A 19140-nucleotide genomic window follows, 5' to 3' on the forward strand; every position below is an offset into this window, starting at 1 on the left:
CTAGGCGCCGGGCTTGCCGCGCAGCTTCGCCAGCGCGGCGAACGGCCCCGCGGCCTCTTCGCTGAGCACGCCCTTTTCGGCGAGGATACGGTCGGCGTCGGGGTGGCGCGGAAAGGGATCGAGCGCGAGCGACAGCGTCTGCACCGCCGCTTCGCCCAAATCGATCCGGTCGCCCTCGAGCGGCAGCAGGTCGAGATCTTCGCTGCCGATCTCGATCTCTTCCTCCTCGCTTGCCGGGGCATCGACGTCGCGCAGGAAGCGCAGGTCGAACGGCTCGGCGATCGTTGCGGAGACGGGCAGGTCGGTCGCGGCGCACGCCTGCACGACGTCGGCGTTCACCTCACCCTTGGCGGCGATCCCGCCCGCGATCGCACGGACGTCGGCGGTGAGGCCAAAGCGATCGAGCGCGACGAGGCCGAGCCGCCGGGCGATCGCCGCGCGCGCGCCGGCGTCGGCTTCGACCGAAATGGCGCGGCCGTGCGCGGCATCGGCAAGCGTCACGATAAGCGAGAATTCGGGCGCGGTCACGCGCGTGCTCCGCCCAGCCGGTCGGCGACGACCAGCTCGGACACCGGCGTCGCCGCGAGCGCCGCGCGGAGCGCCGCGACCTCGGCCACCACATGCGCCAGTCCCGCTTCGGGGGGGGCGTTGCCGCGCCACAGGTTGCGGACCAGCGCCTCGCGCAATTCGGCCGAGCCGTCGGCCGCGCGATAGGCGCCAAGCCGCCCGCCGAGCGCGCTCATCATTCGCCCGACCTGCTTGCCGACGACCATGTCGCCGAACCCGATCTGGCGCATCTGCCCGTCCATGTCGTTCACGAACAATTCGGTAAGCTGGACGCCGGCGAGCCCCTGCCCGGGATCTTCGTCGATCCGGTGGAGGACGAGTGCGAGCACCAGATTGATCATGTCGAAGCGGCCGTCGAGCGTGTCGGGAACGCCTCCTTGCGCATACCAGTGCGGCGCGCGCGCGGTGGCGACGACGGCGTTCCACAGCGGGCGCCGCGCCTCGCGCGGATCGGGTTCGGATTTGAAGAGTTTGCGGAGCGAAGAAAACATGGCGCAACGCTTAGGCCGAATCATGTCGGCAGAAAAGGGGCCTGAGTCAGCTTGGCGCAAGCTTTGCCGCGGCATAAGCCGCTTGTGCGCGCCGACCGCTTGCGGTTAAGAGGCGCGATTGCCAGCGCCCGACACGAGCGGCGCAACGGAGATATGTTGATGCCGACCCATGACCCGAAGCTTCCCGTCCGTCCCGCGCGTCTGATCGTCGCCGGGCTGGCGCTCGCGCTGACCGTTGGCGGCTGCGCGCAGCTCAAGGGGCGGCAGGGCTATGTCGCCGATCCGGCGCTGACCCAGGCGATCACCCCCGGCGTCGACAACCGCGAGTCGGTCGAAAAGACGCTCGGCCGTCCGACCTTCGTCGGCCAGTTCGGCACGAACGAATATTATTATGTCTCGCGCGAAACGCGTCAGCTCGCCTTCGCAAGGCCGCGCCCGATCGACCAGCAGGTGCTGCGCGTCCGTTTTGACGAGGCGGGTAATGTCGCCGCGGTCGATCGCACCGGGCTCGAGCTGGTCAGCAAGATCAGCCCCGAAGGCGACAAAACCCCGACGCTGGGCCGCGAACGCAGCTTCTTCGAAGACATCTTCGGCAATATCGGCGCGGTCGGCGCGCCGGGTGCGGGCGCGCCCGGCGGGCGGTAAAGCCCAGAATCCTCCCTGCGGCGAAGCCGTGGGGAGGGGGGCCACCGCGAAGCGGTGGTGGAGGGGCGGCAACATCGCGCTATTGGCCCCTCCGTCAGCGGCTTCGCCGCTGCCGCCTCCCCATGCCTGCGGCACAGGGAGAATCTACAACTGCCAAATTATTGCGCAATCCCGCCCGCCGCGAGCACGGCGAGCGTCACGAGGTCCGACGCGGTCGACGCCATCGTCGCGACCTGCACCGGATGTTCCATGCCCACGAGCATCGGACCGATCACAGCGCCGCCGCCGAGTTCGCGCAGCAGCTTCGCCGACAGATTCGCCGACTGCAGCCCCGGCATGATCAGCACATTCGCCGGGCCCGACAGGCGGCAGAAGGGATAATTTTTCATCACCTTCGCGTTCAATGCGACGTCGGGCGCCATCTCGCCTTCATATTCGAAAGCCGGTTTCCGCCGGTCGAGGATCGCCACCGCCTCGCGGATGCTCTCGAGCCAGCTCCCCTCGGGATTGCCGAAGGTCGAATAGGACAGGAAAGCGACGCGCGGCTCGTGCCCCATGCGCCGCGCGACTTGCGCGGTGCGTTCGGCGATGTCGGCGAGCATCTCGGCCGTCGGCCGCTCGTTGACCGTGGTGTCGGCCATGAAGATGGTGTGATGCTGGTCGACCAGGACGTGGATGCCGAACGGCGTCTTGCCCTCGGCATGGTCGATCACGCGCCGGATTTCGCGCATCGACTGCGAGTAAGTGCGTGTCGTGCCGGTGATCATCGCGTCGCCCAGCCCCATTTTGACCAGCAGCGAGCCGAAGATATTGCGGTCGCGGTTGACCATGCGCTCGACGTCGCGGCGGAGGTAGCCGCGCCGCTGCAGCCGCTCGTAGAGCATGTCGACCATTTGCGGCACATGCGGCGAATTGACGCTGTTGTGGACCTCGAAGCTTTCGGCGTCGGCGACGCCCATCGCGCGCAATTTGTCGTGCAGCCCCTCGCGCCCGACCAGCACTGGAATGCCGTAACCGCCGTCGCGGAACTGGATCGCGGCGCGCAGCACGACTTCCTCTTCGCCTTCGGCAAAGACGACGCGCTTGGGATTGTTGCGCGCGGCTTCATAGGCGAGCGTGAGGACCGACGTCGTCGGATTGAGCCGGGCGCGCAGCCGGGTGCGATAATCGTCGAGATTCGCGATCGGCCGCTGCGCGACGCCGGTATCCATCGCCGCCTTGGCGACCGCGGCGGGAACGATTTCCATCAAACGCGGGTCGAAGGGCGAGGGGATGATATATTCGGGGCCGAAGCTCGACGCGCGACCGCCATAGGCCGCCGCGACCTCTTCGGGCACCTGCTGCCGCGCAAGGTCGGCGATCGCATAAGCCGCGGCGATCTTCATCTCCTCGTTGATCGCGGTCGCATGAACGTCGAGCGCGCCGCGGAAGATGAAGGGGAAACAGAGGACGTTGTTGACCTGATTCGGATAATCCGAGCGCCCCGTCGCGATGATCGCGTCGGGCCTTGCCGCGCGCGCATCGGGCGGCGAGATTTCGGGATCGGGGTTCGCCATCGCAAAGATGATCGGCGCCGGCGCCATGTCCTTCACCATCTCGGGCTTGAGCGCGCCTGCGGCCGAAAGCCCCAGGAACACGTCGGCGCCCACCAGCGCTTCGGTCAGGTCGCGTGCTTCGGTCGGCACAGCATGCGCCGACTTCCACTGGTCCATGCCGTCGGTGCGGCCCTGATAGATCGTGCCCTTGCGGTCGCACATGATCACATTTTCATGTTTGACGCCCATCGCCTTGATCAGTTCGGTGCACGCGATCGCGGCGGCGCCCGCGCCGTTGACGACGACCTTCACCGCCCCCAGCTCGCGCCCGGTCAGGTAACAGGCGTTGATCAGCCCGGCGGCGGTGATGATCGCGGTGCCATGCTGGTCGTCATGGAACACCGGGATGTTCATGCGTTCCTTCAGCGCGGCTTCGATGATGAAACAATTGGGGGCGGCGATGTCTTCGAGGTTGATGCCGCCAAAGCTCGGCGCGAGCAGTTCGACCGCTTCGATGAAACGCTGCGGATCTTCGGTATCGACTTCGAGGTCGATCGAATCGACGTCGGCGAAACGCTTGAACAGCACCGCCTTGCCTTCCATCACCGGCTTCGATGCCAGCGCGCCGAGATTGCCGAGCCCGAGGATCGCGGTGCCGTTCGAAATCACGGCGACCAGATTGCCCTTGATCGTATAGTCATAGGCCTTGGCGGGATCTTCGGCGATCGCGTTGACCGGAACCGCGACACCCGGCGAATAGGCGAGGCTGAGGTCGCGCTGCGTCGCCATCGGTTTCGACGCGACGATCTCGATTTTGCCGGGCCGGCCATATTCGTGATAAAGCAGGGCCTCGCGGTCGGAAAATTGCACCTTGCTGCCGCTGTCCATTCTGTATCCTCTCGAAATTTCCACAAGATGCGCGCCCGAATATTTCCCCTAGCGCCGCCTCGCGAAAATGTAACCGGCAATGTTGGGTGTCGTTGACGAGGATCGCGAAGCCGCGCCTCTCATTACTCGTTACCCTGAACTTGTCTCACCACGACCAAATCATGCGGCAGCGGGCGATCTGGTCCCGACGGTAGCTGACGGCCGATAGTTGTCATAAGATCCTCCCTGTGCCGCAGGCGTGGGGAGGTGGCAGCGCGAAGCGCTGACGGAGGGGCCAATGGCGCGACGTTACGGCCCCTCCACCACGCCCTGCGGGCGCGGTCCCCCTCCCCATCGCTACGCGACAGGGAGGATTTTTAACGTCCGCTCTCCACCCATACCCGCCATCCGTCCCCTGCATCCCCTCCGACCTTGCCATGCCGCCCCCAATCACTAAGCAGGGGGCGATGGCCGCCACCGCTCCCCGACCCGCGAACAGCAACGCCCCCGCGCCCGCCGCGACGCCGATGATGGCGCAATATTGGTCGCTGAAGGACAAGGCCGGCGATTGCCTGCTTTTCTATCGCATGGGCGATTTCTTCGAGCTGTTCTTCGACGATGCGAAGGCGGCCGCCTCGACGCTCGACATCGCGCTGACCTCGCGCGGCGAGCATGGCGGTGCGCCGGTGCCGATGTGCGGCGTCCCCGTCCATTCGGCCGAATCCTATCTCGCGCGGCTGATCCGCGCCGGGCACCGCGTCGCGATCGCCGAGCAGGTCGAAACCCCGGCGGAGGCGAAAGCGCGGGGCGGGTCGAAGGCGCTCGTCGCGCGCGACATCGTGCGTTTCGTGACGGCGGGCACGCTCACCGAGGAAAGCCTGCTTGAGGGACGCAGCGCGAACCGGCTCGCCGCGCTCGCGCAAGTCGGCAGCGAGGGCGAGGTCGCGATCGCCGCCGCCGATATTTCGACCGGTCGGTTCGAGGTCGTCGCGGTGCCCGCGGCGGCGGCCGACGCCGAGCTTGCACGGCTCGCGCCGTCGGAGCTGCTGCTGAGCGAGAGCGCCGACGAGCTGCCGATCACCTCGGCCCGGCAGGTCGTGCGCCGGCCTGCGTCGGACTTTTCGAGCACGGGCGCGCAAAAGCGGCTCGAAGCCTTTTTCGGCGTCCAGACGATCGACGGTTTCGGCCAGTTTTCGCGCGGCGAGATCGCCGCGATGGGCGCGCTCGTCGCCTATCTCGATCATGTCGGCACCGGCGGGCCGACCTTCCTTCAGCCGCCGCTGCGGCATCTCGCATCGGGGCGGATGGCGATCGACGCGGCGACGCGCGAAAGCCTCGAACTCGTCCGGACGATGGCGGGTGCGCGCGACGGAAGCCTGCTCGGCACGATCGACCGGACGGTGACGGCGGCGGGTGCGCGGCTCCTCGCCGACGATCTGGCGAGCCCGCTGACCGACAAGGCGGCGATCCTCGACCGGCTCGACCTCGTCGACGCACTCGCGCGCGACGCGCTGTGGCGCGGCGAGCTGCGCGCGGCGCTGCGCGCGTTGCCCGACGCCGGGCGCGCCTTGGGCCGCCTCGTCGCGGGACGCGGCGGGCCGCGCGATCTCGCGCAGCTGCGCGACGCGCTCGGCGGCGCGCGGTTGCTGCGCGAACGTCTCGCGCGGCGCGCCGATCTGCCGCCTTTGCTCGCGCGGCTGCTTCCCGGGCTCGACGGTCATGGCGCGCTCGTCGACGAGCTGACGCGCGCATTGATCGAAACGCCGCCGGTCGACGCGGCGCAGGGCGGCTATGTCGCCGAAGGCTACGACCATGCGCTCGACGCGCTGCGCGAAACCGCGCGCGACGGGCGCAAGGCGATCGCATCGCTCGAGGCGCAATATCGCGACCGTACCGGCATCGCCTCCCTCAAGATCCGCCACAATGGCGTGCTCGGCTATCATGTCGAGGTGCCCGCGAAGCACGCCGACGCGCTGATGGCGCCCGAATCGGGCTTCACCCATCGCCAGACGCTCGCCGGCGTCGTGCGCTTCAATTCGTCCGACCTCCATGAGGCCGCGAGCCGGGTGACGCAGGCGGGCGTCCACGCGGTCGCTGCCGAGGCCGCGCATCTCGAAACGCTTACCGACGCCGCGATCGGCCGCCGCGAAGCGATTGCCGCATCGTGCGACGTGCTCGCGCGCCTTGACGTCGCCGCCGCGCTCGCCGATCATGCGATGAGCCACAATTGGTGCCGCCCCGACCTTGCCGACGCGCCTTGCCTCGATGTCAGCGGCGGGCGCCACCCGGTGGTCGAGGCGGCGCTCGCGAAGTCGGGCGAGCGCTTCGTCCCCAACGATGTGTCGCTGTCGGAAGCCGACCGGCTCTGGCTCGTCACCGGCCCCAACATGGGCGGTAAATCGACTTTCCTCCGGCAAAACGCGCTGATCGTCGTGCTCGCGCAGGCGGGCGGCTTCGTCCCCGCGGCATCGGCGAAGCTCGGGCTCGTCGACCGCCTCTTCAGCCGCGTCGGCGCGAGCGACAATCTGGCGCGCGGGCGCTCGACCTTCATGGTCGAGATGGTCGAAACCGCCGCGATCCTCGCACAGGCGACCCCGAACAGCTTCGTGATCCTCGACGAGGTCGGGCGCGGCACTTCGACCTATGACGGGCTCGCGCTCGCCTGGTCGGTGGTCGAGGCGGTGCACGAGGTCAACAAATGCCGCTGCCTCTTCGCGACGCACTATCACGAGCTGACGCGGCTCGCCGAAACGCTCGATGCGCTGTCGCTCCACCACGTCCGCGCGCGCGAATGGCAGGGCGATCTGGTGCTGCTGCATGAGGTCGCAGAAGGCCCCGCCGACCGCAGCTACGGCCTCGCGGTCGCGCGCCTCGCGGGCGTCCCCGCGCCCGTCGTCAAGCGCGCCGAAGCGGTGCTCGCGAAGCTCGAAGCGGGACGCGAAGCGACCGGCGGGCTCGCCGCCGGGCTCGACGACCTGCCGCTCTTCGCCGCGACGCTCGCCGCTGCGCCCGAAGCGGCGAAGGACGCGCTGCGCGAAGCGCTCGGCGCGATCGACCCCGACGCGCTCGCGCCGCGCGAGGCGCTCGATGCGCTCTACGCGCTCAAACGCCTGCTGGCGGACGAGACATGAGCAATCTCTTCGACAATCTCGACCAGCGCCGCGCGATCATCGATCGCCGCGATCTGGCGGCGCGGCTCGACGCGATCGCCGCCGAAAGCAGCGATTCGGGCACGCGCCGCCGCGCGATGGTCGACCTGCTCAAGGGCGCGCTCGACGCCGGACGCGCCGAGATCGAGCGCCGGCTGCTCGAACGCCCCTCTTCGGGGCGCGTCGCGGCGAATGCGATGGCGTTCCTGATCGACCAGATCGTCCGGCTCAGCCATGATTTCACTACCGGTTATCTCTATCCCTCGGCGAACCGCTCGGCGGGCGAGCGCATCACGCTGATCGCGGTCGGCGGCTATGGCCGCGGCGAGATGGCGCCGCACAGCGACATCGACATCGGCTTTTTGACCCCGTTCAAGCAGACGAGCTGGACCGAACAGGTGATCGAAGCGCAGCTTTACACGCTGTGGGACCTCGGGCTGAAGGTCGGTCATTCGTCGCGTTCATTGGACGAGATGGTGCGCGCGGCGAAGGAGGATCTCACCGTCCGCACCGCGCTGCTCGAAGGGCGCTTCATCTGGGGCGACCGCGACCTTTACGACCAGGCGTCGGCGCGCTTCGATGCCGAGGTCGTCGCGGGCAATGCGCGAGCCTTCGTCGCCGACAAGCTCGCCGAACGCGACGAGCGGCACAAGCGCATGGGCGATTCGCGCTATGTCGTCGAACCCAATGTGAAGGAAGGGAAGGGGGGGCTTCGCGATCTCCACACGCTTTTCTGGATCGGCAAGTTCATCCACCGCGTGCGCACCGTGCCCGAACTCGTCGATGCGGGGCTGATGTCGGCGCGCGAGCTGCGCCAGTTCGAGCGCGCCGAAAATTTCCTGCTCGCGGTGCGCTGCCACCTCCATATCCTCGCGGCGCGCGCCGAGGACCGGCTGACCTTCGATTTCCAGCGCGAAATCGCGAACCGCATGAAATTCGCCGACCGCCCCGGCAAGAGCGCGGTCGAGCGCTTCATGCAGCTCTATTTCCTCCATGCGAAAAGCGTCGGCGACGTCACCGGCACTTTCCTCGCGCATCTCGACGATCAGATGGCGGCGCGCGGGCGGCGCTTCCTGCCGACGATCCGGCGGCGGCCCGGCAAGCTCCACGGCTTCGTCCTCGACCGCGGGCGGCTCGCGCTGCCGGCGGAAGATTTCTTCGCGAAGGACCCGGTGCGGCTGGTCGAGATTTTCGCGCTCGCCGACAAGCATGGCCTCGAAATCCATCCGCAGGCGATGCGGCAGGCGCGCCACGACGCCAAGCTGATCGAGACGCAGAGCGTGCGCCGCGACCCCCGCGCCAACGAGCTGTTCCTCGACGTGCTGACCAGCCCCCGCGATCCCGAAACGGTGCTGCGCTGGATGAACGAGGCGGGGGTGTTCGGCCGCTTCGTTCCCGACTTCGGCCGCGTCGTCGCCCAGATGCAGTTCGACATGTATCACCATTATACCGTCGACGAGCATACGATCCGCGCGATCGGCCTCCTCGCCGACATCGAGCAGAACCGGCTCAAGGACGATCATCCGCTGTCGACCGCGATCATGGACCAGATCCACTCGCGCCGCGTCATCTATGTCGCGGTGCTGCTGCACGACATCGCCAAGGGCCGCGGCGGCGATCATAGCGTGCTCGGCGCCGAACTCGCGCTGCGCGTCTGCCCGCGGCTGGGGTTGAGCGATGCCGAGACCGAGACCGTCTCATGGCTCGTGCGCTATCACCTCCTGATGTCGGCCACCGCGTTCAAGCGCGACCTTGCCGATTTCAAGACGATCCTCGACTTTGCGCAGATCGTGCAAAGCGCCGAACGCCTGCGTCTGCTCCTCGTGCTCACCGTCGTCGATATTCGCGCGGTCGGGCCGGGCGTGTGGAACGGCTGGAAGCGCCAGCTGCTGACCGAACTCTTCGACGCCGCCGAAGAAGTGCTGCGCCTCGGCCACAAGCAGAAAGGGCGCGAGGCGCGGATCGAAAGCAAGAAGGAGGCCGTGGCCGCCCAATTCGGCTTCGATGCCGGGACATTCGAAAAGCTCGCGAAGCGGCTCCCGGAAAGCTACTGGATTGCCGAGCCGGTCGAGGTGATCGCGGCGAATATGCTCCATATCCGCCAGGCGGGCGACGCGCCGCTCCATATCGCCGCGGTGCCCGACGACGATCGCGGGGCGACGCTGGTGATGGTGCTCGCCGCCGACCACCCCGGCCTCTTCTATCGCATCGCCGGCGGCATCCACCTCGCCGGCGGCAACATCATCGACGCGCGCATCCACACGACGCGCGACGGGCTCGCGCTCGACAATTTCCTCGTTCAGGACCCGCTCGGCCGGCCGTTCGACGAGGCGGGCCAGATCGGCCGGCTGACGCGCGCGATCGAGGATGCGCTCGCCAATCGCCAGAAACTGCTCCCCAAACTCGAAGCGCGCGCGCTGCCGCGCACGCGGGCCGAGGCATTCCGCATCGCTCCCAGCGTCTTCGTCGACAATAAGGCGTCGAACCGCTTCACCGTGATCGAGGTCAATGCGCAGGACCGCCCGGCGCTGCTCAACCAGCTCGCCTATGCGCTGTTCCAGTCGAAGGTCACGGTGCACAGCGCGCATGTCGCGACCTATGGCGAACGCGCGGTCGACACTTTTTACGTCACCGACCTCATCGGCGACAAGATCGACAGCGCGGCGCGCGTGAAGAGCCTCGAAAAGCGCCTGCTCGAAGCCGCCGGCAGCCGCAGCGAGGAAGCCGTCGCGGCTTGATCGAGGCGCCGATCACCCCAAAACGTTCGTTTCGGCCAGGCGATCGAACATCGGATGGTCCGAATGAATGTGGTTTTCGACCACAAAGCCGTCCTTCAGGATCAGGCGATCGACGCCCGTCATTTCATTGGGGCCGACCGGAAAGTCTCCGCGGATCACCCATCGCACAAAAGCTGTGTCGCCGCTTACCGCATGGTCGGTGACCTCGACCTCGAATGCGTCCAGCGCCGACAGGAAATTGGCGATGGCTGCAATATAGGCCTCGCGCCCCGCGACCGGCTCCGCCGCCCGCGGCCAGCGCCCGACAACTTCGGGCCAGACGACCGGCGCCACCATCTGCGGGTCGCGTCCGCGCGACCAGAAATATTCGAAACCCTCGACCGTCCAGCGGGCCGATGGGGCGGTGTCGTTCAATGCTTCGGTCATGCGGGCCTCCTTGCTTCTCGAAGGCTGGCATAGCGTATCAGGTAATGCGATCAATTACGCCACAGGTAATGGCTGGCGCGCTAGAAATCGAACCCTTGCTGGACCGGCGTAAGCGCCACGCCTTCGAGTGCGAGCATGCGCGCCTTCGACAGCGCGCCGCCCGGGGCCGAAAACCCCCCGATCGCGCCGCCTGCCGCCAGCACGCGGTGGCACGGAATGATCAGCGGCACCGGATTCGCCGCCATCGCCTGCCCGACCGCTCGGGCATGTTCGGGACCGGCATCGAGTGCCCGCGCGACCGCGCCATAGGTGGTCGTCTCGCCCCAGCCGAGCGTGCGGACATGGTCATAGACGCGTGCGAAAAAGGGCGGCTGCTCGCCCGGATCGACCGCCACCGCGAAAAATTCGGTGCGCTCGCCCGCAAAATAGCCGATTGCCGCGTCGATGACCGCCGCGATCCCGGCGGGCGGTGCGGTGCGGATCGCGCCGGGCAGGCGGCGCGACATCGCGCGCTCGGTTTCGGCGGCGGTCGGCGCAGGCAGCCGCAGCGCAGTGACGCCCGCACCCGCCCAGCCGATCGCCGCGACCCCGGCGGCGGTTTCGAAAAGCTGATATTGGCTTTGCCCGGCCATGCCCGCGCCTCCGTCCTTGCCCGAAATATAGGAGCCGATGGCGCCGGCGCCATAGCGAACGGAATATGGCCCCGGCGGTTGGGCGGCTTTGGGGTGGGGAGCTGTCGTTGCGGCAATTTAGCCCCTCCCCTTCAGGGGAGGGGCAACGCAGACTTGGCAGCTTGCTGCCTAGTCATAGTGGGTGGTCTATCGGCCTGCGCCGATGGCCCCACCCCAACCGGTATCAGGTGAAACCTCCCGGACGTTTCAGATCGGTCGGGGACGATCGACCTGATACTCCTGAAGGGCTTTCTTCTCTCAATGGCAGCTTCCAGTCGAAAGCGGACGCCCCGCCAACCTCTCAGCCGCCCGCCGGTGCCGTCATCGCGCCGCCGCCGCCAGCAGCCCGCCGTTGAAACGCTGCGACAAGACTGCATCGGGGATCGCGTTGAACGCGTGAATCGCGCCGGCATAGCTGTGCAGGTCGACGGACACGCCCGGCGACGGCCGCCGCATAGTCGAGATTTTCGTCGAAAGAGGTCGAGACTGCCCGTCGCGATATAGGCGGGCGCAGGCCAGCCAGATCTTCGGCGAGGCTGGCGAAAACCAGCCGCGCCGTGCGTCGTCGGCCTGTAATCGCCTTGCAGCGCGCCAGCCGACGGTTGTCGCGCGCGTCAGATGAACTCGCCTCGCCGGATTGGCATAGGCGGTTCGCTGCCCGTCGGTAATCGAGCATCGATAGGTGAGCAGCTGCCGGCAATCGCGGTCCGCCAGATCGCGCCATGATTGCAAGCGCGGCGGTACGCCCGCGCTTCGCCCGCGACGACGATCCGCCTCGCGTCGAAGCCCAGCCCCGCCCGCCCGCAAGCCAGCGCCAGCGCCAATGGCAAATCCCCGGGCGGGGAAAGGGATGTTCGGGGCAAGCCGATATTCGACCAGGCAACCGGCACCCCGCCGCCGCCGCGAGCGCGGCAGTCCCGCCATCATCTTCACCGATCCATCACCATGCCGCCGCCATGGATGTGCAGATCGCACCGGCTGGCGCGAATCGTGTCGGGCGGAACAGATGGGCAATACGGGGCCGTGGATCGACGGGACCAAAATCTCTCGGCACGATCACCGGCGGCGGCAGGATCGCAAGGTTTCGCCGCCGCACGGATCTGCGCGATCGGCGCCGCGTCCAGGTCGACGCGCGGAAACAGATCGATGATCGGCGCGATCTGCGATCGACAAGTGGCGGGTGTCTGGCCTGTTCTCCCAGTACCTGTTGCCGGACCCAATTGCGAAATCCGCGGCTCCAGCCTGTGAAACGTGCCGATGTCTTCAGAGGCGGATCCGGATCGGTCGGGATGACGAAAGTCTGGAAACGACCGAACCTAGCCGTCGCCCCGCGAAGGCAGAGCCGCTGTCGTTTCACAATGCCGCTAGTGGCCGTTAGCGGCTCGTTCGCGGGGGCGACGGTTGTGGAATGTCCTCACCACCCATAGCCGCCTTTCAAGCGGCAGCGGAATTTCGTCCGCTTACCCGCGCAACTCCGCGCCGAGCTTCGCCGCCGCCGCCACCACCTTGTCGGCGATCGCCTTCAGTTCGGCGTCGGTGAAGCTCTTGTCCACCGGCTGCAATTCGACTTCGACCGCCAGGCTCACCTGCCCCTCGGGAACGCCCGGCCCCGCGAAGCGGTCGAACAGCCGCGCATCGACGATGCTCGCCTTGTCGGCGCCGCGGATCGCGCGCACCAGTTCGGCGGCGGTCAGCCCCACGGGCGCGAGGAAGGCGAAGTCGCGGCGCACCGATTGCAATGCCGGGGGCGCGAAAGCGGCGCGCGCGGGACCGCTCGCGCGCTTCGCGGGGATCGCGTCGAGGAAAATCTGCACCGCCATCACCGGGCCGTCGACGTCGAACGCGCGGGTCAGCGCGGGGTGGAGCGCGCCGAATTCGGCGAGCACCGCCTTGGGGCCGAGCCGCAAGGTCGCCGACTGGCCGGGGTGCCAGATATTGCCGCCGGTGACGGCTTCCATCACCTGCAACCGATCGGCGGGGGCGCCGGCGGCGTCGAGCAGCGCCAGCGCCGCCGCCTTGGCGTCGAACGCGTCGAACGGCGCGGCCTTGCCCGCCTGCCAGCCGCGCGCGCTTTTGTCGCCCGCCATCAGCAACGCGAGCGTCGGATGTTCGGCGTCGGAAAGATAACGCCGGCCGATTTCGAACAGGCGGATGCTGCCCGCACCGCGGTTCTGGTTGCGCTGCGCCGCGGCGAGCAGGCCGGGCAGCAGCGACGGGCGCATCACTTTCAGGTCTTCGCTGATCGGGTTGGCGAGCGACCAGATGCCGCCGCCGAACGGCGCTGCGTCGGCTTCGCTGATGAACGACCAGGTCACTGCCTCGTCGAAGCCCGCAGCGGCCGCTGCGCGGCGCAGGCGGCGTTCGGTCATCTGTTCGGGCGTCGCGGTCGGCTTGGCCACCCCGTCCGCCCGCGGCAGCGGCACCGACGCGATCGCGTCGAAACCGGTGATGCGCGTGACTTCCTCGACGACGTCGGGCGCGCCGTCCATGTCGCGGCGCCAGCTCGGCACCGACACCTGCCAGCGGCCGCCCTGTTCGATCACCGCGAAACCGAGTGCCGACAATATCTCCTGCTGCCGCTCGGGCGCGATCGCGATACCGCCCAATGTCGCCGACAGCGCGGGGTCGTAATCGATCGTCTTGACCTCGGCGGGCGGGGTGCCCGCGCGCGTCACCGCCGACGGATTGCCGCCGCAGATGTTCAGGATATGCGCGGTGACGATCGCGGTCGCATCGTCGAGGAAGGCCGGATCGACCCCGCGCTCGAAGCGGCTGCGCGCGTCGCTCGACAGGCCGAGCGCCTGCCCGGTCAGCGCGATGCGCTCGGGGGTGAAATAGGCGATCTCGATCAGCACGTCGGTCGTCGTCTCGCTGCACCCGCTATGCTCGCCGCCCATGATGCCCGCGATGTCGTGGACCTCGCGCTCGTCGGCGATCACGGTCATCGTGTCGGTGAGCGTGTATTCCTTGCCGTTGAGCGCCGTGACGGTTTCGCCGTCCTTGGCACGCCGCGCGACGAGCGCGCCCGAAAGCTTGGCGCGGTCGTAGATGTGGCTCGGGCGGCCGAGGTCGAACATCACATAATTGCTGATGTCGACAAGCGCCGAGATCGAGCGCTGCCCGACCGCTTCCAGACGGCGGCGCATCCATTCGGGCGCGCTGCCGTTGGTGACGCCGCTGATCGTGCGGCCGAAGAAGGCGGGGCAGGCTTCGGCATCGTCGGTCCGGATTTCGGTCGCGGGCGCGCCCTCGCCGGCGATCGTCGGAACGTCGAGCGGCTTCAGCGTGCCGAGTCCGGCGGCGGCGAGGTCGCGCGCGATGCCGCGCACGCCCATGCAGTCCTGCCGGTTCGGGGTGATCGAAATGTCGACCACCGGATCGTTGAACCCTGCATAATCGGCGAACGCCATGCCGATCGGTGCGTCGCCATTATCGTCAAACGCCAGCTCGATGATCCCGTCATGGTCGTCGCCGAGCTCGAGCTCGCGCGACGAGCACATCATGCCGTTCGATTCGACCCCGCGCACCGCGGCAACCTTCAGCTCCATGCCGTTCGCCGGCACGACCGCGCCGGGCAGGCCGAGCACGCCGATCAGGCCCGCGCGCGCATTGGGCGCACCGCAGACCACGGTGAGCGGCGCGCCGGCGTTGACCTCTGGGCCCGCCTCGACGGTCAGCACCTGCAGCTTGTCGGCCTGCGGATGTTTTTCGGCGGTCAGCACCCTGGCGACGCGGAAACCCGCGAGCTTTTCGGCCGGATTCTCGACGCCTTCGACCTCATGGCCGATGCGGTTCAACGTCGCGACGACATCGGCGACCGAATAGTCGCCTTCGAGATGTTCGCGGAGCCAGTCGAGGGTGATCTTCATGCCGACACTCCTCCGCTCAGCGTCGGCACCGACAGCGCGCCGAACCCGTAGTGCGCGAGCCAGCGGAGGTCGCCGTCGAAGAAGGCGCGCAGATCGTCCATGCCATATTTGAGCATCGCGAGCCGGTCGACGCCGACCCCGAAGGCAAAGCCCTGCCATTCGTCGGGGTCGAGCCCGCAGTTCGCGATCACGCGGCGGTTGACCATGCCGCTGCCGAGCAGCTCCATCCACGCATGGCCCTCGTCGTCGCCATTGCCGCCGACGATGCGGCGGCCCTTTTCCTGCTTATAGCCGACATCGACCTCGGCCGAGGGTTCGGTGAAAGGGAAATAGGAGGGGCGCAGGCGGAGTACGATGTCGTCGCGCTCGAAATAGGCCTTGAGGAAGGTTTCCAGCGTCCATTTGAGGTGGCCCATGTGGATGCCGCGATCGATCACCAGACCTTCGACCTGGTGGAACATCGGCGTGTGCGTCGCGTCGCTGTCGCTGCGATAGACGCGTCCGGGAGCTATGATCCTGATAGGAGGCGTTTTTTCCATCATCGTCCGGATCTGCACCGGCGAAGTATGCGTCCGCAGCAACATACGCTGCGCGGCACCTTCGCCACCTTCGGGGAAATAGAAGGTGTCGTGCATCGCGCGCGCGGGGTGCGTTTCGGGAATGTTGAGCGCGGTGAAATTGTGCCAGTCGTCCTCGATCTCCGGGCCCGTCGCGACCGCGAAACCCATGTCGGCGAAGATTTCGGCAAGTTCGTCCATCACCTGGCTCACCGGATGGACGCTGCCGCGCGGGCTCGCCGCGGCGGGGAGCGTCATGTCGATCGCCTCGGCGGTGAGCCTGATGTCGAGCGCGGCGGCATCGAGCGCCGCCTTGCGCGCGGCGAGCGCGGCGGTGACGCTCTCGCGCAGGCCATGGATCGCCGGCCCCTGCACCTGCCGTTCCTCGGGGCTCATGCCGCCGAGCGTCTTGAGCAGCCCCGTGATGCTGCCCGCCTTGCCGAGCGTGGCGACGCGCAGCGCCTCGACCGCACCCGCATCGGTCGCGGCTTCGATCTCGCCCAAGAGCCGGGCCCGGATGGCTTCGATATCGCTCATCGTCATTTGTCCTATTCCGGCCGCGCTGCCGCCGCCGGTATCATGCTTTCTCAAATTCGTGGATAGGCGGCTGCCCGCGCGTCCGTCGTCCGCCGCTTGCACCGAAGGCGCCGCGCGGGTCAAGCCTGTTGGCGGAAAACGGTCTATCCTGTCGGTTTGTGCAGGCCTTGCACCGGCGCGCCGGCGGCGGCGGTGCGGGCGAAGGCGGCGGCGCCCAATATCGGCTTGGGCCGCGCGGCATAGTCGCGCGGGCTCATCCCCATGAAACGCTGAAAATCGCGGGTGAACTGCGCCTGATCATAATATTGATGGTCCATCGTATCGATCCACGCCATCGACGGATCGAGCATGAAGCGCGCGAGGCTGCGCAGGAAGCGCTGGCGGCGCAGCAGCAGCTTGGGCGAAAAGCCGAAGGCGCGGTGGCTCAATCGCTCGATCGAGCGTTCGGAAAGACCGAGCTTCGCCGAAAGCTCGGCGACGCTCGACAAATCATCGTCGACCAGCGCGCGGTGCGCCGCAAGGATGGCGGGATCGTCGGGCGGCGCATCGGCAAGCAGCGCGCGGAAATGTGCGTCGATCAGCGCCGCCGCGGCATCGACGTCGTTGGTCCGCCGCAACCGCTCGGCGAGCGGTGCGAAGCGGGCAAAGGCCGGATGCACCCCGCCGTCGCAGAGGCGGTCGGCGAACTCGTCGGCGGGCAGCGGAACGAATTTGGCCCATCCCATCGGAAGCACGCCGATGCCCCAGGTCCGCATATTGCCCGCCGCGAAATAGGTCGCCTGGCTCGTCGGCCCGGTGACGATGAAGCGCGGCGTTTCGAGGGCCGGCCCGTCGCCGATCGCCGCGAGCGGCGGGTCGCCGTCGACAAATCGCAGGTTCGCCCACTCGGGGTGCAGATAATCCTCGACCCGCGAGCCGTCGGCGACGCCGACCTCGCTCAGATAAATGGTGCTGAGATAGGGGCGGAGCGGTTCCGACAAGGGGAAGAAGCGCGTCGCGACACGCGGGCTGGCGGGAGGGGAGGGGAATGCGTCGCGGTGCGGCATGTTGTTTCATTTTAACGCGCAAAACGCCTGAAAAACAATGTCCGGAGGGGGTGTCTTGTCGGGTTCTTACAATTTTATGGGGGCCTCCTGCTTCATAATTGTATCGCCTGCTCCGAACGGGGGCGTGCGAGGAGAATCGGGCGTGACGCCAGAGGATGGGGCTTGGCGGGGACCTGAAACAGACGATTGATTTTCCGAGCTTCGTTCCTGCCGTCGGCTTTCTGCGACCCACGGCTATTCGGCACGGGCGGGGGGCGATGGTTTCCACTGGAACCATTGTCGAGGCGGTGCGGCGCGCGAGCGCCGCGCCGCCTCTTCGCGCGGAGCAAGGCGGGGCCCGCTATCGCGCTCGCGCGGCCTGATGCGCGATATCGGTCATCAGCTTGCGGAACAGCACGCCGCCCGCGGTGCCCGACGCCTTGAGCGCGCGTTCGCAGTCGAGCAGCCGGCTCATCAGCCGCGCGATGCGCACTGAATCCCAGATATGCAGCTGCGCCGTCACGGCGTCGCGCTCCTTCCAAAAAATGCCGCTCGACCGCGCGGAGACGACGGTCGCCGGATGGGCGCCGCCGTCGACTTCGGCGCGCAGGCGCGCCAGTGCCAGCGCCCGGATCGCCAGCGCGCGAATGATGCGGATTTCGGCGACGCCGACCGCCGCCGCCTTGGCCAGCATCTCGGGCAGGTCGCGCACCCTGCCGCCGAGCGCGACGTTGATGCACTCGCTGACATCCTCTTCGTGCGTCGCGGCGCCCAGCGCGGCGATGTCGGCGGGCGTGACCTGCCGCTGGCGGTCGGGACCGGCGTCGAGATAGAGCGCGATCTTCTCGATCTCGCGCCGCATCAGCGCCTGATCGCCCGAGACGAGGTCAACGAGCAATTGCGCCTCGCTGTTGGCGATGCGGAGTCCTTGCTCCTGCGCCGCCGCCATCGCGATGCCGACGAGCGCGCGCCGGTCGGGCTGGTAACAGATCGCCGCGACGGCTTGGTCCGACCCCTCGACCAGCTTGACGAGCTTCGACTTCGCGGTGACCGAGGCGCCCGTCGCGATCACCGGGTTGATCGCGGTTTCGGCGGCGAGCAGCGCCTCGACCGCGGCGAGGCTGTCGTCGCCGCTTCCCGAAAGTTCGAGCTTGATGATGCGCGCGGGCGAAAAGAGCGACATCGATGCCGCTTCGGCCGCGAGCAGCGACGGGTCCTGCGCCAGCTGCGATCCCGTCAGGTCGAGCCGCTCGGCCTCCTTGCCGGCAAGGCCGATGAGGCGGACCGCGACGGCTTCCATCGTCGCTTCGTCGGGGCCGGTCAGGAGGGTGAAGCGGACCGCGGGGTCGAGGCGCGTCTGGCGTTCGAGGTCGGCGGGCTTGACGCTCTTCATGAGATTGCTGGGCGATCCTTATATGACCCGCATCCCCGAGCGAAGACGAGGGGCTCGTTCGAGCGAAGCGAGAACCCGCAACAAAGCGGCCTCGACTTCGCTCGGCATAGTCCCTCGTCTTCGCTCGGGAAAGCGTGTTTTAATTTGCGGGGGCGGCGGACTGGCCGCCGCCGCGGTTCGCATAGACCGCGAGGCGCGCGACGATCTGATCGGCGACGCCCGAGGCGAGCCGTTCGAGCGCGGTCGATTCGGCGGCGATCGTCGCATATTCACTGCCGACGACGTCGATCCCGGCATCCTGCGCCGCGGTTGCGTCGAGCAGCACCGCGCCCGATGCTGCATCGACGAGCTGATAGCGCGCGCGCAGCGTCCGGCGTTCGCGCGTCACCGTGTCGTCGGCGCGAACGCCGAAGCCGGTGATCGAATCCTCGAGCCGGACGTCGAGGCGGAGGCGCTTGCCCGCGCCCTCGCCGCCCTGCGTCGCCTGCAACCGGTCGCGAAGCGCATTGCGGACGAGCCAGCCTTCGTGCCCCTCGATCGGCGCGACGTCGACGTCGGCGAGTATCTGCGCCACTGCCCCCTTGCTGCCGTTTGCGTACAAGGGATGCAGACCGCACCCGCCGAGCATCAGCGAAGCGGCGACGAGCGAGGAGGTCAGAAGGGCGCGCAT

At 67.9% G+C, this 19140-nt stretch carries 14 protein-coding genes; 3 read left to right on the forward strand and 11 right to left on the reverse strand.

Features of this window, described 5'->3' with window-relative positions; translation table 11 throughout:
* Entirely contained in the window at positions 1–528 is a 528-nt protein-coding gene (locus tag OVY29_RS16375; RefSeq protein ID WP_037556392.1) for a YceD family protein, read from the reverse strand.
* On the reverse strand, positions 525–1058 hold the full coding sequence (locus tag OVY29_RS16380) for a ubiquinol-cytochrome C chaperone family protein (RefSeq protein ID WP_037556393.1): 534 nt from the start codon (positions 1056–1058) through the stop codon (positions 525–527). Before OVY29_RS16380 ends, OVY29_RS16375 begins: the two co-directional genes overlap by 4 nt.
* 159 nt (positions 1059–1217) lie before the next feature.
* On the opposite strand from OVY29_RS16380, the gene OVY29_RS16385 reads away from it, so the two are divergent.
* Complete coding sequence (locus tag OVY29_RS16385; protein ID WP_037556405.1) at positions 1218–1703, forward strand: outer membrane protein assembly factor BamE; 486 nt, start codon at positions 1218–1220, stop codon at positions 1701–1703.
* Between the two features lie 158 nt (positions 1704–1861).
* Here the strand turns inward: OVY29_RS16385 and OVY29_RS16390 are convergent, their stop codons facing one another.
* Positions 1862–4126 (reverse strand): NADP-dependent malic enzyme, encoded by a 2265-nt coding sequence (locus OVY29_RS16390; protein ID WP_313911728.1) that lies wholly within the window; start codon positions 4124–4126, stop codon positions 1862–1864.
* Between the two features lie 446 nt (positions 4127–4572).
* Between OVY29_RS16390 and mutS the strand changes: the two genes are divergently transcribed.
* Positions 4573–7236: a DNA mismatch repair protein MutS gene (mutS, locus tag OVY29_RS16395; protein WP_052182347.1), complete on the forward strand. Its 2664-nt coding sequence runs from the start codon at positions 4573–4575 to the stop codon at positions 7234–7236.
* Complete coding sequence (locus tag OVY29_RS16400; RefSeq protein ID WP_037556396.1) at positions 7233–9992, forward strand: [protein-PII] uridylyltransferase; 2760 nt, start codon at positions 7233–7235, stop codon at positions 9990–9992. The genes mutS and OVY29_RS16400 overlap by 4 nt, the downstream gene beginning before the upstream one ends.
* A 12-nt stretch (positions 9993–10004) precedes the next feature.
* Here the strand turns inward: OVY29_RS16400 and OVY29_RS16405 are convergent, their stop codons facing one another.
* From OVY29_RS16405 to lptE, 8 genes are all read right to left on the reverse strand, one after another.
* Positions 10005–10418, reverse strand: coding sequence for a nuclear transport factor 2 family protein (locus tag OVY29_RS16405; RefSeq protein ID WP_037556397.1), 414 nt, complete (start codon positions 10416–10418; stop codon positions 10005–10007).
* A gap of 80 nt (positions 10419–10498) precedes the next feature.
* Complete coding sequence (locus OVY29_RS16410) at positions 10499–11050, reverse strand: methylated-DNA--[protein]-cysteine S-methyltransferase (RefSeq protein ID WP_037556398.1); 552 nt, start codon at positions 11048–11050, stop codon at positions 10499–10501.
* A gap of 360 nt (positions 11051–11410) precedes the next feature.
* A complete protein-coding gene (locus OVY29_RS16415) occupies positions 11411–11821 on the reverse strand; it encodes a hypothetical protein (RefSeq protein ID WP_313911729.1) in 411 nt (136 codons plus the stop codon).
* 728 nt (positions 11822–12549) lie between these two features.
* Positions 12550–14958, reverse strand: coding sequence for a phenylalanine--tRNA ligase subunit beta (gene pheT / locus OVY29_RS16420; protein ID WP_037556099.1), 2409 nt, complete (start codon positions 14956–14958; stop codon positions 12550–12552).
* The gene (gene pheS, locus OVY29_RS16425; RefSeq protein WP_037556173.1) at positions 14955–16052 is read right to left on the reverse strand and encodes a phenylalanine--tRNA ligase subunit alpha; all 1098 of its coding nucleotides are present in this window, start codon (positions 16050–16052) and stop codon (positions 14955–14957) included. The genes pheT and pheS overlap by 4 nt, the downstream gene beginning before the upstream one ends.
* Positions 16053–16195: 143 nt before the next feature.
* Positions 16196–17098, reverse strand: a complete 903-nt coding sequence (locus tag OVY29_RS16430; RefSeq protein ID WP_081933124.1) for a helix-turn-helix domain-containing protein — start codon at positions 17096–17098, stop codon at positions 16196–16198.
* A 340-nt stretch (positions 17099–17438) separates the two neighbouring features.
* Positions 17439–18470: a DNA polymerase III subunit delta gene (gene holA / locus OVY29_RS16435; RefSeq protein WP_037556101.1), complete on the reverse strand. Its 1032-nt coding sequence runs from the start codon at positions 18468–18470 to the stop codon at positions 17439–17441.
* Between the two features lie 139 nt (positions 18471–18609).
* Positions 18610–19140 carry an LPS assembly lipoprotein LptE gene (lptE, locus tag OVY29_RS16440; protein WP_037556104.1) on the reverse strand — a complete coding sequence of 177 codons (531 nt, stop codon included), beginning with the start codon at positions 19138–19140 and terminating at the stop codon, positions 18610–18612.

Source organism: Sphingopyxis sp. SE2 (genome assembly GCF_032227185.1).
Lineage (GTDB): Bacteria > Pseudomonadota > Alphaproteobacteria > Sphingomonadales > Sphingomonadaceae > Sphingopyxis.

What these genes read in the sequence shown, in the direction of transcription:
- lptE (WP_037556104.1), bottom strand. Translation starts at nt 19,140, where the DNA reads ATGCGCGCCCTTCTGACCTCCTCGCTCGTCGCCGCTTCGCTGATGCTC.
- OVY29_RS16400 (WP_037556396.1), top strand. Translation starts at nt 7,233, where the DNA reads ATGAGCAATCTCTTCGACAATCTCGACCAGCGCCGCGCGATCATCGAT.
- OVY29_RS16405 (WP_037556397.1), bottom strand. Translation starts at nt 10,418, where the DNA reads ATGACCGAAGCATTGAACGACACCGCCCCATCGGCCCGCTGGACGGTC.
- OVY29_RS16390 (WP_313911728.1), bottom strand. Translation starts at nt 4,126, where the DNA reads ATGGACAGCGGCAGCAAGGTGCAATTTTCCGACCGCGAGGCCCTGCTT.
- OVY29_RS16410 (WP_037556398.1), bottom strand. Translation starts at nt 11,050, where the DNA reads ATGGCCGGGCAAAGCCAATATCAGCTTTTCGAAACCGCCGCCGGGGTC.
- holA (WP_037556101.1), bottom strand. Translation starts at nt 18,470, where the DNA reads ATGAAGAGCGTCAAGCCCGCCGACCTCGAACGCCAGACGCGCCTCGAC.
- pheS (WP_037556173.1), bottom strand. Translation starts at nt 16,052, where the DNA reads ATGAGCGATATCGAAGCCATCCGGGCCCGGCTCTTGGGCGAGATCGAA.
- mutS (WP_052182347.1), top strand. Translation starts at nt 4,573, where the DNA reads ATGGCCGCCACCGCTCCCCGACCCGCGAACAGCAACGCCCCCGCGCCC.
- OVY29_RS16430 (WP_081933124.1), bottom strand. Translation starts at nt 17,098, where the DNA reads ATGCCGCACCGCGACGCATTCCCCTCCCCTCCCGCCAGCCCGCGTGTC.
- OVY29_RS16380 (WP_037556393.1), bottom strand. Translation starts at nt 1,058, where the DNA reads ATGTTTTCTTCGCTCCGCAAACTCTTCAAATCCGAACCCGATCCGCGC.
- OVY29_RS16385 (WP_037556405.1), top strand. Translation starts at nt 1,218, where the DNA reads ATGCCGACCCATGACCCGAAGCTTCCCGTCCGTCCCGCGCGTCTGATC.
- pheT (WP_037556099.1), bottom strand. Translation starts at nt 14,958, where the DNA reads ATGAAGATCACCCTCGACTGGCTCCGCGAACATCTCGAAGGCGACTAT.